General features: G+C 41.7%; 16 protein-coding genes. 8 read left to right on the forward strand and 8 right to left on the reverse strand.

The window, feature by feature from the left end; translation table 11 throughout:
* Positions 1 to 309: 309 nt before the first annotated feature.
* The 4 genes from hppD (at position 310) to BM378_RS15660 (ending at position 4,580) form a co-directional block, all read left to right on the forward strand.
* Positions 310 to 1,356 (forward strand): 4-hydroxyphenylpyruvate dioxygenase, encoded by a 1,047-nt coding sequence (gene hppD / locus BM378_RS15645; RefSeq protein WP_036969124.1) that lies wholly within the window; start codon positions 310 to 312, stop codon positions 1,354 to 1,356.
* A gap of 143 nt (positions 1,357 to 1,499) precedes the next feature.
* Complete coding sequence (gene fahA / locus BM378_RS15650; RefSeq protein WP_065978848.1) at positions 1,500 to 2,813, forward strand: fumarylacetoacetase; 1,314 nt, start codon at positions 1,500 to 1,502, stop codon at positions 2,811 to 2,813.
* 140 nt (positions 2,814 to 2,953) lie between these two features.
* On the forward strand, positions 2,954 to 4,105 hold the full coding sequence (locus BM378_RS15655; RefSeq protein WP_036969122.1) for a M23 family metallopeptidase: 1,152 nt from the start codon (positions 2,954 to 2,956) through the stop codon (positions 4,103 to 4,105).
* Entirely contained in the window at positions 4,095 to 4,580 is a 486-nt protein-coding gene (locus tag BM378_RS15660; RefSeq protein WP_074989562.1) for a bactofilin family protein, read from the forward strand. The genes BM378_RS15655 and BM378_RS15660 overlap by 11 nt, the downstream gene beginning before the upstream one ends.
* On the opposite strand, the gene BM378_RS15665 is transcribed toward BM378_RS15660, so the two are convergent.
* Positions 4,577 to 5,053, reverse strand: a complete 477-nt coding sequence (locus tag BM378_RS15665) for a hotdog fold domain-containing protein (protein ID WP_036966946.1) — start codon at positions 5,051 to 5,053, stop codon at positions 4,577 to 4,579. The genes BM378_RS15660 and BM378_RS15665 overlap by 4 nt on opposite strands.
* Before the next feature lie 183 nt (positions 5,054 to 5,236).
* Here BM378_RS15665 and BM378_RS15670 point away from each other — a divergent pair, with 183 nt between their 5' ends.
* The 4 genes from BM378_RS15670 to BM378_RS15685 all read left to right on the forward strand — a co-directional run bounded on the left by BM378_RS15670 (position 5,237) and on the right by BM378_RS15685 (position 9,673).
* A complete protein-coding gene (locus BM378_RS15670; protein ID WP_074989563.1) occupies positions 5,237 to 6,409 on the forward strand; it encodes a multidrug effflux MFS transporter in 1,173 nt (390 codons plus the stop codon).
* Between the two features lie 222 nt (positions 6,410 to 6,631).
* Positions 6,632 to 8,470, forward strand: coding sequence for a S8 family serine peptidase (locus tag BM378_RS15675; protein WP_036966941.1), 1,839 nt, complete (start codon positions 6,632 to 6,634; stop codon positions 8,468 to 8,470).
* A gap of 97 nt (positions 8,471 to 8,567) precedes the next feature.
* Entirely contained in the window at positions 8,568 to 9,200 is a 633-nt protein-coding gene (locus BM378_RS15680; protein ID WP_036966939.1) for a LysE family translocator, read from the forward strand.
* An 8-nt stretch (positions 9,201 to 9,208) separates the two neighbouring features.
* Complete coding sequence (locus BM378_RS15685; protein ID WP_074989564.1) at positions 9,209 to 9,673, forward strand: methylglyoxal synthase; 465 nt, start codon at positions 9,209 to 9,211, stop codon at positions 9,671 to 9,673.
* A gap of 19 nt (positions 9,674 to 9,692) precedes the next feature.
* Here the strand turns inward: BM378_RS15685 and yegD are convergent, their stop codons facing one another.
* The 7 genes from yegD to BM378_RS15725 form a co-directional block, all read right to left on the reverse strand.
* Positions 9,693 to 11,060 carry a molecular chaperone gene (yegD, locus tag BM378_RS15690; protein WP_065978847.1) on the reverse strand — a complete coding sequence of 456 codons (1,368 nt, stop codon included), beginning with the start codon at positions 11,058 to 11,060 and terminating at the stop codon, positions 9,693 to 9,695.
* Positions 11,061 to 11,132: 72 nt separating this feature from the next.
* Positions 11,133 to 11,978: a DNA ligase gene (locus BM378_RS15695; RefSeq protein WP_036966933.1), complete on the reverse strand. Its 846-nt coding sequence runs from the start codon at positions 11,976 to 11,978 to the stop codon at positions 11,133 to 11,135.
* Between the two features lie 63 nt (positions 11,979 to 12,041).
* A complete protein-coding gene (locus BM378_RS15700; RefSeq protein ID WP_074989565.1) occupies positions 12,042 to 12,698 on the reverse strand; it encodes an HAD family hydrolase in 657 nt (218 codons plus the stop codon).
* A 65-nt stretch (positions 12,699 to 12,763) separates the two neighbouring features.
* A complete protein-coding gene (locus tag BM378_RS15705) occupies positions 12,764 to 13,063 on the reverse strand; it encodes a hypothetical protein (protein WP_036966929.1) in 300 nt (99 codons plus the stop codon).
* 109 nt (positions 13,064 to 13,172) lie between these two features.
* A complete protein-coding gene (locus BM378_RS15710) occupies positions 13,173 to 15,464 on the reverse strand; it encodes a TonB-dependent receptor (protein WP_074989566.1) in 2,292 nt (763 codons plus the stop codon).
* A 368-nt stretch (positions 15,465 to 15,832) separates the two neighbouring features.
* Positions 15,833 to 17,524: a mechanosensitive ion channel family protein gene (locus BM378_RS15720; RefSeq protein WP_227006802.1), complete on the reverse strand. Its 1,692-nt coding sequence runs from the start codon at positions 17,522 to 17,524 to the stop codon at positions 15,833 to 15,835.
* Positions 17,525 to 17,621: 97 nt separating this feature from the next.
* Positions 17,622 to 17,932 (reverse strand): ISAs1 family transposase (locus BM378_RS15725; protein ID WP_143104598.1); only part of this gene is annotated, 311 nt, incomplete at its 5' end.

Raw genomic sequence — 17,932 nt, forward strand, 5'->3', positions numbered from 1 at the left:
ATACACACAAGCTAAATAAAAAGGCCAATATTGGCCTTTTTAACTCCTTTTAAAAAAGCATTTAAAGCATTTAAATTCAAAAGCTTAATAACAAAAAACAGTGTGCATCATGCGTCCTATTAAGCCTTCTATTTGCTTAAGCCTAGGGTGATTGTTGAAATTAAAATCATTGTCCCATTTAATTTACAAAACACACCGTCGCTAAATAAGCCTCAGATCTTCCCCTTATCGGTTTTCTGGTTAATCATCCGCTCATTACACAACAATAACTTTTTTAGCGCAGTGCTTATAATTGCGGGAGTAATGACAATGAGCGAAGTAAATAATCCGTTAGGTTTAGTGGGCATTGAATTCACTGAATACGCAACACCTGATGCAGATTACATGGACAAAGTATTTACTGATTTTGGTTTCTCGAAACTCAAAAAATTCAAAGGTAAAGACATTGTTTACTATAACCAGCACGACATTCATTTCTTACTAAACAATGAGCGTGAAGGTTTCTCGGCCGAATTTGCTAAAAGCCACGGCCCAGCAATCTGTTCAATGGGTTGGCGTGTAGAGAATGCTCAAAAAGCATTTGAAGTAGCGGTTGAACGTGGCGCAAAACCTGCCACTGATTCAGCACACAAAGACTTACCTTACCCTGCAATTTACGGTATTGGTGACAGCTTAATCTACTTCATCGAACAATTTGGTGACAAAGGTTCAATCTATGAGTCTGATTTCGAAGACTTAGAAGAGCAAAACGTTGTTGAAGACAAGGGCTTCCTTCGTATCGACCATTTAACAAATAACGTCTACAAAGGCACCATGGAAACATGGGCTAACTTCTATAAAAATGTATTTGGTTTTACTGAAGTTCGCTATTTCGACATTAAAGGTCAAAAAACAGCGTTATTATCTTATGCACTTAAATCACCGTGCGGAACCTTCTCTATTCCAATCAACGAAGGTAAAGATAACAACAACAACCAAATCGATGAGTACCTAAATGAGTACAATGGTCCGGGTGTACAACACTTAGCATTCCTAACGAATGACCTAGTAGGTTCACTTGATAAGCTAGACCAATCAACAATTGCAACGCTAGATATCATCCCTGAGTACTACGACACCATTTTTGACCGTGTACCTTGGGTTAAAGAAGACAAAGAAAAAATCCGTGAGCACCAAATTCTTGTCGATAGCCAGAGCGAAAACTGCTACTTGTTACAAATCTTCTCGAAGAACCTTTTTGGTCCTATCTTTATTGAGATGATCCAACGTGTAGACGACGGTGGTTTTGGTGAAGGTAATTTCCAAGCATTGTTTGAGTCTATTGAACGTGATCAAGAGCGTCGTGGTGTAATCTAAACCACACGTAACCAAAAAAGCAGCGTGTTTAACACGCTGCTTTTTGTCGTTTTGATTTCTGTTTTCAACGTAACTGTTTAAATTGCGCAGATTGCCTCCATATCACTATCTAACACATCAGCGCGAACTAATAAGGAAAGAGTATGAGCCTAATTAACGAAACCCATGATATTAATTTAAAAAGCTGGGTGAGTTCAGCAAACGAAGCGAACTGTGACTTCCCGATTCAAAACTTACCATTCGCAGAAGTTCGTCGTAAAAACTCAGACGAAGCGTTTCGTGGTGCCGTTGCTATTGGCGATCAAGTAATTGATTTAGCGAAAGTGAATGAACTTGGTATCTTCTCAGGTGATGCACAGGTTGCTGTTGCAGCGGCTAGCAAAGCAACGCTTAATGAGTTTATGGGTTTAGGTCAGCAATACTGGTCTGCACTGCGTCTTGCATTATCAAACGCACTTCGCGAAGGCGCCAAAGAGCAAGCTCAGCTTACTGACGCCCTCATTGCACAGGCTGATATAGAATTTGCACTGCCATGTCGCATTGGTGATTACACAGACTTTTATACCTCTATCTACCATGCAACGGCTGTCGGCAGCTTATTCCGTCCTGATAATCCTTTACTGCCTAACTATAAATGGGTACCCATTGGCTATCATGGTCGTTCTTCATCGATTGATGTATCAGGTCAAACATTCCACCGTCCAAATGGTCAAACAAAAGCACCTGACGCTGAAGTACCTTCATTTGGCCCGTGTAAACGCCTAGATTACGAATTAGAGCTCGGTATTTACTTAGGTAAAGGTAACGAGCTGGGCGATGCAATTGCCATCGAAAACGCTGAAAACCATGTATTTGGTTTCTGTGTATTCAATGACTGGTCAGCACGTGACTTGCAAGCATGGGAATACCAACCTTTAGGTCCATTCCTTGCGAAAAACTTTGCATCAACTGTCTCACCATGGATTGTAACAACAGAAGCACTTGCACCGTATAGAACACAGTGGACGCGCGATGAAAATGATCCGCAACCAATGGACTACTTAGAATCGACGCACAACCGTGAATTTGGCGCGTTCGATATTAAGATGGATGTGCAAATTGAAACTGAAAAAATGCGTAAAGAAGGTCACGCTCCAACGCTAGTTTCTAAATCAAGCTTCAAGCACTCATACTGGACAGTGGCACAAATGGTCACACACCACACGGTAAACGGCTGTAACTTCCAACCTGGTGACATGCTAGGTTCGGGTACGCAATCTGGCCCAGAGCACGAAGAAGCGGGTTCTTTATTAGAGCTTTCACGTGGTGGTAAAGAAAAAATCACACTTGAGAACGGTGAACAACGTACTTTCTTAGAAGATGGTGACAACGTTATTATGCGTGGCTGGTGTGAAAAAGAAGGTTTTGCACGTATTGGCTTCGGCAGAGTTGAAGGCACCGTATTACCTGCTAAATAGAAATACTTATCTATTTTCATAAACTAAGGGCATTTTTTGCCCTTTTTTTTGTACTTTTTTTAACTGAGTTACAATTTTTTGCTAGCTTTTTTAGTTCAGATTGCTATCTTAGCTCGGTTATTAGCCGATTTATGTACGCCATGTTAGTTAAACTTAAGTCTTTTTATCGCACGTTTTTTCCAGCTCGACAGCTGCTGATCCGTCAAAACGGCGAAGTAAAACACCTTATATTAGCACCTTGGGTACAATTAACGACTTTACTCGTCGTTTTAACCGCTCTTGTTTGGTTGAGCGTGTCAACATTACAAATCATTTCGCAAGCTGACAAAATGTCTCAAATAGAGCAAACCCAGCTTAGCAAACAACAAGAATGGCAAAAGCAATACCAACAACAGCAAGCCATTTACACAAAACAACTTGAACAATTGGCGGTGTTAGAGCAAAAACAAGCTTTACTGCAAAGCATGATTGAGTCTTTACCTGAGTCAATGAACAAACCAGCATTAAATAATGAGGCTGAACCTATCCTACTGCCGATTCAAGAGAACGCAGACGAGTTTCATGCCCCATTAGAAGACGAGCAACTACCTGCACAGGCAAAACAATACGAAAGCGCCTCAATGCGCATTACACGCCTTAATAAGAGCTATGACTACACCTTCAATTTTTTAGATCAGCAAATTAAGCAACGCCACGAAGAGATTATCGCAATGCTTGAAGGGGCAGGATTAGACAGCGCACTTGCTCGCAGTTCTGTAGCTGAAGATACCGACACTGCACAAGGGGGTCCGTTAGACTTATTTGATGAGTCTAAAATACCCAGTCAATTTTTGGCCATTGCAGACAAACTCTTGGCATTAAACAATTTAGAAAATTTATTAAGTGAACTACCGCAAACACTGCCTGCAGCCGATTACTATATTTCAAGCAGTTACGGTTTACGTAAAGATCCAATGAATGGCCGTCGCGCTTTTCACAAAGGAGTAGACCTGGCAGGTTGGCACAAAACAGAAATTTTTGCGCCTGCTGATGGCACCGTACTTCGCGCAGGTCGCAATGGCGGCTATGGTAATTTTATCGAGCTACAACATAAAAATGGCTTCGTAACACGCTTTGGTCACTTAAATAAAATTAAGGTGAAAAAAGGCCAAACAGTCACTAAAGACGATGTAATTGGTTTAATGGGTAGCACTGGTCGAAGCACCAGCACGCACCTACATTACGAAGTTTTAGTGAATGGTAAACATGTCAATCCAGTTAAAATAACAAAGGCGCTTTCTCGTGTTCGGTAAGAAAAAAAAAGCAGCAACCAGCAGTAGCTCATCTTTAAAAAGAACCAACCACACTCCCTCTATCATTGCAGAAGATATGCGTTTGACGGGCTCACTCACCAGCCAAGGTGAAGTTCAACTTGATGGTCGCATTGAAGGTGATTTGCGTGTAAAGCATTTAGTGATTGGCCTAACCGGTATGATTGAAGGCATGATCGAAGCTGATAGCGTGGTCGTTAAAGGTAAAATTATTGGTTCGTTGATTGCAAACAAAGTGATGATTGAAAGTAGTGCCGAAGTGCATGGTGATGTCTTTCACGACACTTTAAGCATTGAAGCAGGCGCAATGATAGAAGGCAGCCTAAAACATCGACACGAAGAAGACAACGTTGCCCCTATTAAACCTGAAGCAGGCGAAGAAAGTACATCCTCGCTGCTAGTCGATGATGACAACGACTTGTCATTTGTTAATAAACAAGCCGCTGACAAGTCTTAACGCTTTTTAGCCGTTATATACATTGTAATGTCTGCGGTGAATACCAATTCATCGCGGCTGTTATACACCTTAACGGGTACAACTAAATCTTCTTTATCTAGCCATTGCCTAGGGAAATCTATCTCAGCCACTGCGCGCATATCACTATCCACTTTTGCTAAATAATTAACCGTCATACTTTTTGGGATCCAACGGTGCGTTTTAGCAGGTACGGTGGCATCAACCATTAGCCCTGCACATAATTCAGCAATATTACACTGAGCAATGGCATGTATCGTACCAATATGATTATGTATCGCACGGCGATTTTTAACCGTTGCACTGCAATAGCCCAATTTCAATTCATTGACGACAGGCTTTATTGAAGCAAAGTAAGGCGCTTTAAAACACACGGCTTTACTAAAAAGCCATTTTCCTTTTGGCAAAGACTGGCACTTCGACCAAATTTTTAACAGATTCGATTGTGAGCTCACGACATCTATCCAATTTTTTTATTAGAAATAAAAACTAACACATCAGACCAGATAGCGAAATGAAAATTTAAAGTAACCATTACTCGCGCAAACATAATGACAACGTATGTATCACACAATAACCCGCATCAACGCTTTTCTTTTCTTTAAGGGGCACATAAAATACCGTTTTAAGGAGAGCGAATGCAGTCACGCCAGCACAAAAACCCCAGTTTACTATTCATCTTAGGCCTTCTGGTTATCTTTAGCCCGTTAGCTATTGATATTTATTTACCGGCTTTTCCAACTATTGCAGACCAGTTTCATGCATCGGAGAAACAAGTACAACAAACCGTTGCAATTTTTATGCTGACCGTAGGACTTGGGCAGTTAATCGCAGGTCCTTTAGCAGATAAGTTTGGCCGTAAACCTGTCGCCATTGCAGGAGTAACTTTATATGGTTTGGCTGCCTATGGCGCTTACCTATCTCCTGACTTTACTAGTCTTATGATCGCAAGAGCACTGCAAGGCTTGGGCGCCTGTGCAACCTTTGTCGTGGCATTTGCCATAGTTAGAGACCGATTTGGCAGTGAACGCAGCGGTCAGATAATTACTTACCTCAATGGTATCGTGTGTTTTATCCCTGCCCTCGCCCCTATTTTAGGTGCGTGGTTAACGGTGCAATTTGGCTGGCGTATGAACTTTTTATTTATGGCTGCCTTTGCCCTCGCAGGCTTACTTATTACGCTAATACTTTATAAAGAAACACGCCCTGCCGACAGTGTATACAGTGGTCACATTCTTGATTTACGGCGCTTTATTCCCATAATCAGCACCCCTCTGTTTTTATTTCATAGCTTAATTTGTTTAGTGACTATGTCAGCAATTTTGGTGTTTGTGACCTTAGCACCCGGCTGGCTTATTACTGAATTAGGCGGTAGCGTCAGCGATTTTACTTTTTGGTTTACCTGTAACGCCGTGCTTAGCATTCTAGCTAGTTTCATAATGCCTCTGTATATAAAGCGACAACCTAAACGCGCATTAAAAATTGGCCTTATGTTATTAGTGCTCTCTGGCGGTTTAATGCTCATTTTAAGCCAGCAGCGTAGCGCTATTGCCCTCATGTTCCCCATGTTTATAGCTGCATTTGGCTTTGCATTAACTTTAGGGTCATCAGCCGGTAGAGCGTTAAGCTTATACCCAAAACAAGCGGGGACTGCATCTGCACTTATTGGTTTAATGCAAATGAGTGGCGCAAGTTTACTGGTGTTTATAACACAGTATTTAAACTTAGTTACGCCCGTTTTAATTGGTGTGCACTTCTTAATGCTTATACCTTTTGCTTATTTACTCTTAAAACACAAACACTTGTCATAGAGTTTAGTTCACATTCGTTACCAAATACGGGTAAATGAGAATAGTTATATTCTATTTACCCGTTTAGACTTCTCAATATAACATTAGATTATAAAAGACCTGTTTCTAGAATTTTTTGTTCCGTTTTTATGGATAATTTTACTTGTACCCACGGTTTTATTAAATTATTGTTTAATTAAGTTAACATTTAGTTAACCCAATAACACGTTTGGGATACGAAATATGAAAAAGAATAAATTAGCTTTAGCGTTAATCATCAGTGGTCTGTGCGCAGCAGGAACTGCACACGCAGCAAACGACCGTTATATCATCCAAGTAGACAACAATAAAAAAGGCGTGGTGAAAGCCCTTGCTAAAAAACTGGGTGGTGATATCAAAGTTGATGGTAATGGCTTTATTGCAGCACAATTTACTGGTCACGATTTAGCAAGCGTTAAAGGCTTACTTAATAACCCACATATTAAACTCATTGAAGAAGATCATAAACGTGTACCCATGGCGGTATACAATGATGATGCTGGCAATGCAATGCAGCAACAGTTAACTCCCTATGCAGTTTATCAGTCACAAGCTGATCAAGTAACATTTGATGCCAATGCCGGTATGAAAGTGTGTGTCATTGACTCAGGCCTTGATGCATCAAACCCTGATTTTGTGTGGGGTAATATCACAGGTGATAACGATAGTGGCACAGGCAACTGGTTTGACAACGGCGGTCCTCACGGTACTCACGTAGCAGGCACTATTGGTGCTGCTGACAACAACCTAGGTGTTGTTGGTATGGCTCCGGGTGTTGCTATGCACATCATCAAAGTATTTAACGCTGAGGGATGGGGTTACTCGTCTGATCTAGCTCATGCAGCTGATTTATGTTCTCAAGCAGGCGCTAATATTATCAGTATGAGCCTTGGCGGTGGTGGCTCAAACAGCACAGAATCAAATGCATTCGCAAACTTCACAAACGCTGGCGGCCTTGTTGTAGCAGCAGCGGGTAATGATGGAAACAGTGTTCGTTCATACCCTGCTGGTTACCCATCAGTAATGATGGTAGGTGCAAACGATGCAAACAATCAAATTGCTGATTTCTCACAATTCCCAAGCTGTACGTCGGGCCGTGGTAAAAATGTAACGACTGACGAAACAATCTGTGTAGAAGTCACTGCGGGTGGTGTTGATACCTTATCTACATACCCTGCTGGCATGGCAACGGCTGCAAGCTTAACCGCGGATAATACCGGCTATGCTACATCTGCAATGGAAAACTCAGGAAATGCTGCGGGTACAGCTTATTATATGGGTACAGCAGAAAGCGTTGATACAGCGGCATCAGGCAAAGTATGTATGATTGACCGTGGTGTCATTTCGTTCTACGACAAAGTGGCAAACTGTGAAAACTCTGGCGGTATTGGTGCAGTTATCATCAATAACGAAGCGGGTATGTTATACGGTACGTTAGGCGATACAAACAACACAAGCATTCCAGCCGTAGGCGCAGCACTTGAAGACCGTGCAGCTTTACTTGCAAGCACGAACATTAGCATTAACATTGGTACTAGCGATTACGGCTACATGAGCGGCACTTCAATGGCAACCCCTGCAGTTTCAGGTGTGGCAGCGCTGGTTTGGTCAAATCATCCACAATGTACTGGTACTGAAATCCGTGCTGCACTTAAAGCAACAGCCGAAGACCAAGGCGCTGCGGGTCACGACGTTTACTTCGGCCACGGTATTGTTAAAGCGGCTGCGGCTGATGCCTACCTAACAGCTAATGGCTGTGCGGGTGGTAATAACGGTGGCGGTACGACACCGGGTGGTGATGAAATTAGCTTATCAACATCAGGTTATAAATCAAAAGGTGTTGCGTATGTTGATCTTAGCTGGAATGGCGCAGCAACCAGTAATGTAGATATTTACCGTAACGGCAGCAAAGTAACGTCTGTAGCAAATAACAACAGTTACACAGACACAATTACAGCGAAAGGCGGCGGTTCTTACACTTATCAAGTATGTGAAGCACAAAGCACAACTGTTTGCTCAAACAATAGCACAGTCGCGTTCTAATACTTTCCCCAACCTCGATGAGCGGGCAACATTGCCCGCTTTTTCTTTTCTTGAAAACTTGTTAACATCAAGCACCTAGCTTTATTCACCTGTGCCAATGATCAATCCTGAGTTTTTACTGTCGTTTTTAGGCGCCAGTTTTTTAATCGCTATTGCCCCCGGTCCTTCTAACGCTTTTTTAATGGCACAAACCTTTGCAAATGGAAGAGCGGCAGGCTTGCAAAGCGCATTTGGTTTTGCGTTAGGCGGGGTTGTGCATACCTTTTTTGCTGTTATAGGTTTAACCGCTATTTTAAAAGCCTCTACAGTTGCTTATACCACGGTTCAATATTTAGGTGCTGCCTACCTGTGTTATTTAGGATTAACGACGTTAAAAGCAACGGTTAGCCAGCCTAATCCACAATGCGAAGATAAGCCCCATGTAAGCACCAGTAAAAAGCAGAATGTCATGTTTCAAGCCATGATGACCGAAGTGCTTAACCCAAAAGTTGCGTTGTTTTTTATTGCTTTTATACCGCAGTTTGTCGACCCGAGCTTATCGTCAACCACATTTCAGTTAGCATTTTTTGGATTACTCTATCCTCTTTTTGCTTTTCCTATCGACTGCACGTATATTTATTTCGGCGATAAGATAGCCAGTTACTTTCGTGATCACCCGCAAACCCAACTTTGGATTGATAGAATCACAGGACTGGTCTTTATTGCACTGGCAATTAACCTTCTAATATAAGAGCACTTATGGAACAAAAACAACAAGCCTTACCCGCCAAAAAAAATATTGCCCTTGTTGCCCATGATGGTAAAAAAGCAGCACTGAAAGCATGGTGTGAAAAACACAAAGCGATATTAAGTAAACACACTTTATATGGCACAGGCACAACAGGCCATTTAATAGAGCGTACAACAGGTCTTGAGGTTATTAAGCTGTTAAGTGGCCCAATGGGTGGAGATCAGCAACTAGGGGCTAAAATCGCTGAACACGAAGTGCATATGCTGGTATTTTTCTGGGATCCACTGGCTTCTCAACCTCACGACCCCGATGTAAAGGCGTTACTGCGTTTAGCTGCAGTGTGGAACATACCTGTAGCGTGTAATGAAGTCAGTGCAGATATGCTCTTAAGCTCACCAATGATGGAAAGTGAGCTTAATCGTACGCTACCTGATTACGAGAAGTACTTAGCTACGCGCCAAGTAACATTGTAATTTTTATCAATGAGCACATTTAGCGATAAAGCGTATGTGCCCATTTAGTTAATCCGGCTGTTACGCTACCAAAATGGTCTCCATTGAGCATATCAATATTTCCCAGATGTGTTTTTAACGCTGCTTTAATTAATGGCGACTGGGCACTGCCTCCCGTTAAATAAATTACGTCGGGTGAAGTGCCGGCCTCTTGTATCGCCTGTTTAGCCAGTGCCACAATTTGGTTTATTGAATCTTCTACCGCTAAAGCTAAATCATTGAGCGTTAAACATTGACTCAACTCTGAATCTAAAAAGCTTAAATCAGTATTGAATGTGTCTGTTGATGAAAGTGCTATTTTTGCAGCCTCACCTTGCTGAACCAACTGGTGACCTTGCTTATTTTGCTGTAAATGAATTAAGCGCTTAAATAAATCAGGTTGCTGCACTTCGCGCAATTGCGTAACAAGTTCTCGATGATGAGCGTCACTATAAAATTGGCTTTGCAGGTTCACATCATTAATTTTGCACGCTTGCCAAAATGGCTGATTTGGTAAAGGTAAGCCCGACTTAAACTCAGTGCCTAAGCCTAATAATGGCATTAAGCCATGAAAGCTCAGGGCGATGTCTAAGTCATTGCCCCCTACTCGTTTACCACTGTGTGCTAAAAAGTCATTGTCGCGACATTGATTTTGACGAAAGCCTGGACCCATCTGCACAAATGAGCAATCACTGGTGCCCCCACCAATATCAACTACCAGTACTTTTTTATCCGCCTGTAGCGACGTTTCATAATCAATCCCCGCAGCCAGTGGCTCATATAAAAATGATACCTCTTTAAAACCCGCACGTTTTGCTGCTCGCTCTAAAATTCCCAGTGCCTGTTGGTTTGACTCTTCCCCGCCCACTGACTGAAAGTTTACAGGCCGACCAATCACTGTTTCAGTTAAGTTTTGCTGTAAAGACTGCTCTGCACGCTGCTTAATTTTTAAGATCATCGCTGTGGCTATGTCTTCAAAAAAGTTAATTTGACCTTGCTTTAAGCCGACTGCGCCAAAAAATGACTTGGGTGATTTAACGAAATAACCTTCTTCTGGAAATTGAACATACTCGCTAATCGCTTCACGACCAATAAATAAGGTTTCATCGCCTGTTTGAATATCTAAATCAGACTTCACACGGGGTATGGTATTGAGTAGCGCTTGGCGCTGTGCCCTAAATTCAGCTTCTTGATCGCTCCCTGTCAAATGTTTCGCAACAAAATCAACAACAAGTGCACTATGGTGGGTATATAACGTTGATGGTAAATAGTGTTTGCCCTGCTCAAGCGGCACCAATGATACTTGCTGCTCATTATTCATCACACCTATTGCACAATTAGAGCTTCCGTAATCAAAGCCTGCAAACATTCTATCACCTATACATCAACAAAAAGGCCGCGAAATTTACCATAGTCGCGGCCATTTTTGAATGCTTAAACGTTACAGCGGTACTCGCTCATGTAAAAAGCTCGCGAAACGTGGCAAACCATTTTTAGTAAATCCATGATATTTATAAGTAATGGTGCTACCTATCGCAGGAGGAAATTGCCGTTGCTTATCAGAAAACCCCGAACCTATTTTAAATTCAACACCCTCGGCATTGCGCACCTTAAGTGCACCTAACATATTTTTATACTTACCTTTGCCAGGAAAGTGAGCAATCACGACCGCTTCTGCATCAAGATAAGGCTTAAGCTTTAACAAAGCATCACTGCGACCCGCTTTATGTGTAGCTAAAGCAAGGTGCAACATTACGCCTTCAGCGCCCTTCGCAACAAGCTCATCCATAAATAAGCTTAGCTGATGGTTATCGGTAAACCGTCTTTGTTTGACTGCTCTGATATGCTCTGCGTTAATTTGCGTTACTAAGCCTGCGTAATTCTGATACCGCTGACTAAATGGCAACGTAGCATCAGGCATATCAAATACCTGATAACTTACTGTGTGCCACTCGCTATCGTTCGGTTGATGTGTGCGAACAATCCCGCTAAGGTTGGCAAAATCTTGGCGTTTCGTCCACAACTCACCATCGAGCCAAACATCAGGCAATGGGGCTGTAAACCAAACGGGTGCATGGATGAGGTGACCATTACGAGTGACAAGTTTATTTCCTGTCCAAATGGCTCTTATACCGTCATACTTTTCGCTCACTAAGTAATCATTAATATTTACCTTGTCTGCATCATAAACATTAGCAAGGAGAACATCTGGGGTGACTGCTGCGGTGGATGAAAAACTGATAACGAGTAAAAACACAGACAGGTGCTTTTTAATAAAGGTAATCATAATTGCTTCCTTGCAGTAATTAATAACAACGTGACCATAATCGAGTAGTCACGTTTTCCTTTACTATAGTTTAGTTTGTACCCATTTGAAAACTTCTTGAAGATTTGCCATGACCGCGGCTGCTTTTGAAAAATCGTGTTCAACGGTAAAGTGATTAGGCACTGCAAACACACTAACATTAGCGTTATTTGCTGCTGTAACACCGGTAAATGTATCTTCAACAGCGATAGCCTCATCGGCATTAATATTCAGGCTTTTAAGGGCGAGTTGATAGGGTTCACCTGCAGGTTTAGGGTTTTTGACATCGTCTTTCGTGACAATACAATCAAACCAATCAAATATGCCATATCCCTTTAAAATCGGATACGCTTCATCTTTAGCACTTCCTGTTACTAAGGCCATTTTTAAACCACTTTCTTTAACTTGCTCAAGCACGTCTTTTGCGTGTGGCATTAAAGCCGGTAAGTTTGCACTCACAAAATGACCAAATGCAGTGTATTTCGCGTCTGTAAGCGCCTGAGGCGAAATAGTTAATTGATAGTTTTCAACCACTTCTTTCGCTGCCTCAAGGGTTGGCCTGCCCGAAAATCGCTGGCAAAAAGTGGCTTCATCATAGTGAACGCCAAACGGCGCTAAAATGTCATTCCAGATATTAAAATGCACACTTTCAGAGTCGACAAGTGTGCCATCCATATCAAACAATACTGCTTTTAAAGTCATCCTCATTCCTTTTACAGTCTAAAAGATAAAAGGTGCCATTTGGCACCTTCGATAAATATAATATGTTACTCAGTTAAACCCGCAGGTGGCTCTGCAAAAGCCTCTTCACCCGTTTCAACATCAACCAACTCATAGCCACGCTGCTTTCTAACCACTTTCAATATAGGTTTTGAAAAAGCGGTTTTTAAACGATCTGCATCGGCTTCTAGTTCTTCAACAGTATGACCAAACGGTGCGGCACCTGTTTCAGACCAATTGGTCACTTTGCCATTGAGATTATATTCAACTTCGTGAATTTGATATTGTGCAGCCTCATCTTTAGTCGCTTCACAAAAAATGACACGGTAATTCCAAAATCCAGCCATGATAGTTCTCTTATAAATTAAGTTATAACCCGTACTTTATCAGTAACAAGAAGGTTTATAAACGAAAAAACCCGCTATAAAGCGGGTTTTAAAAACGTAACGTTTAAGGTTAGAAGAACTTAACCTTAAACTCTACACCAACAAAGCGGCCTTCATTAACCATTGCTGTGTTGTTGTTGAAGTCGATTGCACCAATTGCTTGTTGCTCGTCAAATAAGTTACGTGCAAATACAGCAGCTTCATACTCATAGTCACCTTCTGACCATGCATAACCACTACGTAAACCCACTTCTGTTAATGACTTGCCTTCAAACTCAACTGACTCATATAAGAAGTAGTTGATTTCGCTACGGTAAGACACGTCAGCATAGGTGAAGAATTCACCGCCAGCGAGTTCTTTACTGTAACGTAGTGTAAGGTTTGAAATCCACTCAGGTGCATGTGGTAAGCTGTTTCCATCAATAAACGCTTTGCCATCAACAACCGGGTCGGTAATTGTTAAACTTGGACGCTGTGGAACCGCAATAGATACGTTTTTGTCTTTAAGTTCAGTGTTATTATAACTTAAGTTAAATGTTGCGTTTAACTCATCAGTTAACATCCACTCTGTGTCTAACTCAAAACCATAGCCAGTTGTTTTATCAGCATTAAGTAAACGAGTTGTGTTCGCTGTACCGCCAACAGCAGTTAACTGTTGGTCGTCCATATTAAAATAGAACACGGTCGCATTAACACGGCCACGGCCGTCTAATACATCTGATTTAACACCCATTTCATAAGATGTCACGGTTTCTGAATCCGCTTTGGTTACTTCGTCTGCAAAAGTAATACGGCCCTGAATACTAGGTGCACGGAATGTATTAGCAACACGCGCATATAGATTTACATCATCATTAAACTTGTAAGAAGCTGAAATATCCCAACTGATATGATCATCACTCGCATCTTCTGTACGCGTTATATCAGTTTGGCACTGCATTAGGTCATTGTTACATTCGTTTAAATCGGCTGGTACAATTTTACGGACCGCAACAAAGTCTTTATCGTCATCTGAGTAACGAAGGCCCGCAGTTAGCTTCAAATCGTCGGTTAAAGTGTAATCGACCGTACCAAATACAGCCCAAGCTTTAGTATCTTGCTGCTGATTAACATAGCCATTCAATGCACCACCAGCCAAAGTATTATAACCAAAGTTATCAATGCTTACTGACTCGTCGAAATAGAATAAGCCCGTTTGATAGTTAAAATCACCGACAAAATTACTCGAGATACGAAGTTCTTGTGTGTATTGGTCATGCTTTGGTAAACCACTTTCACTTTCTGAAGGGAAAGGAATAATACCAGGGCCTTGGTAGTCGCCTAAGAATGCTGCGCCATAGCCACCATCAATATCACCACGAGAGTTAACTTTTGCACTTTCCCAGCCTGTGATTGAAGTAATTGTATGGGCTTCAAGATCATACTCAAGTTTTAAGCTTACACCTTCAGCATCTACTCTTTGGAATTCACGTGCAGCGGCATCATGATAGACCACATCGTCTTGAAAGCCATCGACTAAGTCGTTTGAACCCGCTTTGATGGCATTCGCACGGAATGGAATTGGAGTACCTTCCATGTTACGAACGTGGTAATTAAGTAATGCTGAAAAATCGTCTTTTTCATACAAGAACTGTATACGAGCAGCTCTATCGGTATAGCCACCTAGTATGTCATCTTGTTCAAAACCTGGGGCGCGATTATCAATATAATCATCTTTATCTTGCCATAAAACAGAAACACGAGCTGATAAATTATCTGTCAGGCCACCACCAACAGCACCTCTAAAGTCAATCGCATTATTAGTACCGTAAGAAACTGAGCTAAACCCGTCAAACTCTTGACTTGGTTTTACTGTGTCAAACTTAACAAGACCGGCTGGCGTGTTGCGACCGAACAACGTACCTTGTGGACCACGAAGTACTTCTACACGTGCCACGTCAAATACAGGAAAACCTTTTAAGATTGCGTTTTCTTGAACGACATCATCAACAACAAGCGATACCGGTTGTGAAGCATTTAAATCGAAGTCAGTGTTACCTAGACCACGAACATAAAAGCGAGGGAATGTACGACCATACGAAGATTCAATTGATAAGCTTGGAATTTTCGCATTCATAAAACGAATATCCATACCAGCTGAACTATAAGCATCAAGCTTATCACCTTGTAGAGCCGAAACAGCAACAGGTACTTCCTGTGCGTTCTCTACACGCTTACGCGCGGTGATTTGAATGACTTCTAATTGGTTGGTTTTTTCAGCAGTGGCTTCTTCTGCAATAGAAGAAAATGAAGTACCTGCTACTGCAGAGAACAACGTTGCATTAATTAGGGTTGCTAACGTAGATCTTTTCATTGCTTTCATGTCGGGTTTTAACCTTTTTAATGCACTCTTATTCAACGGTGATGATGTTGCGTCAATTCATTTGACGGGTTCGGCCAATTTTTCGCGCCTTGTAATAAGCTGCGCGGACCTCTTAATCGAGAGTGCAAAACGAGGTAAAGAGGCTGAACGAACGCTGACGATTATAACACTTCATAACGCTTTTACTGCATTAAAAATGATAAATAAACAAGTTTTTTACAACAGTTAGCGACAACATCGACACATTTAGAGGATTTTATGCAAATATTTTTTATTTTAGCGGACATATGTCCTGTTCAATTAAATGCAAGAATGTGTATACATTATGCGCAAATGATAACGACTGTCATTTAAGCGTCCATTGTCCACTAATCGGTTACTCGCGCAAATTCTGGGTTAGCAAGCTCACAATGATGCTCGTTCAACAACCCCAAAATAGCCAAGTTCAACTCCTCAATTACTTCCATATAAAATGCAAAATCAACAGTCTCTACGTAGCTTAGTACATCAACTTGCAAAGCCCAAGGTGTAAAGCCTTTAAAGCGTACCCGACATGGCTCAAACGCTATGTATTGATGTTTCTCTAATAACTCTCTCACTGCCTGCATGAAGCTTTCTAAGTTCTGCTTGAGTGTGTTTGCACTAAGCATCAGCTTTGGCCGATACGAAATACGCTCTCGCTCAGAAATATTTTCCAGTTGCATATCAACAAATTTAGCATTGGCCACATAGATAACAGAGCGGTCTAATGTACGAATACGCGTGGCTCTAAGCCCTATCTCTTCAATTGTTCCAAGATGGCTGCCAAATTTACATAAGCTACCAATTTTGACCGGTGCAGAGATATATAAGGTGATTGCGCCTATAATATTTTCGACCGTTTTTTGTGCTGCAAGCGCAATTGCTAAGCCACCTATCCCTAAACCAGCCAATAACGTCGTCGCATTAAACCCCAAATTCTCAAACCACATAAACAGCACAATAATGACGATGCTGGTTTTAAGTACATTGCTTACAGGACGTAATAAGAACACTCCCTGTGGTTTATCTTGCATAATGAAGCGATTACTTAGCCTATGCTTGGCGATATCAACCGCTCTTAAGCATACCCATGCCCAAGCTATTAATAACACCGTTGCGCCATGAAATAGAGCCAGTACGGCAATGGTCACATTAGATTGATCACTTAACGATCGCGACATTAATACGGCCAGTAATAAACAAACAGGCCCGTTAATAAACCGTACGACATCTTTTTCGACTGGGACCTTTAAATGCGCAAGCACAAAGGTCACTATGCGCGTTAAAATGACTGCAACCACTAAAAATAACAAAAATGTGAATGCAAAATAAATCCACTGCCAGAGCATTACCCCTAAAAACTCGACATCAGGCAAGCGCTTATATAACCATTCACCCACTCGATTATATCCATACTCTTTCGTCAGTAAGGGAATTTGACTTACCGTTGCATTTGAAATTTTCCAAATACGGTTGCCTGTTTTTTCATCTGGCACGATTTGCAATAAAATTTGCACCTTGCCCTGTGATGTCGAGATCTCTCCCACTAAGTCACGATAACTCGGCACACTTTCATTTTGCTTTCCTTTTGGCTTATTACTTAAGCTATCAACATCAACCCATAAGGTTCGGTCGAGGACCACAGATAAGTTTTCGGCAAGTTGTGCCTTACCAATAGCTTCAACATCTTTCGGCAGGTTACGATAATCGAGGTAAAAACTGGCACGTTCAAAGTCACGGGCACGGGTTGCTTTTAAATAACCTTGCATTGAACTTCTCGGGGTCATCCGAGAAAAGGCATCGAACGGTAATTCATCAGTCGGTTCAACTAACTTAGAATCAGGTTGTGAGGTAACGGCTTGTTGGGTTTGGTTCTCGGGTTTTGTTTCGGTGTGCTCTTCTTTATTGTCTTTATCGATAAGCGACTTAACGGTCACTTCGGGAGTTGTCGTTGCAGTCACAGGCTGCGAAAACAGTACCATGCAACACAGTAATAACCCAACTAGCTCTAGCGTAAACTTCTTAGCTATACTCTTCACACTTCTTTCCTTGTCCGAAAAACTTTAAACCATAGAAAAATTTATCTTTTTAAATTAGAGCATGCTTTCATTAACTGTACAGGGCAACCGCATACTTTTACCCAAAAATAAGCTCTGCTCTGAATTCATCGGCCCAGCCAGCCATTTTGAGTTTGCTTCTCATGCTGGCTTTCTTGGGGTGTAAACGAGCCATATTCAAACAAAATCGCCTAATCACTCCGACATTTTCCGCTCCGTCCTCTTTGCGTATTCGGCTATCATCTTCTTTAAACGTCACGTCTAACACCCAGTGGACTTTATTTTCGACTTCCCAGTGTGCTCGGATAGCCTGGTTGACCGCAGCGGGGTCAATATCCAGTGAACTGATGTAATATTGCGTTTCAGTGCTCACCTCTTTGTCTTTAAGGT

The sequence above is a fragment of the Pseudoalteromonas lipolytica genome, assembly GCF_900116435.1.
Lineage (GTDB): Bacteria > Pseudomonadota > Gammaproteobacteria > Enterobacterales > Alteromonadaceae > Pseudoalteromonas > Pseudoalteromonas lipolytica.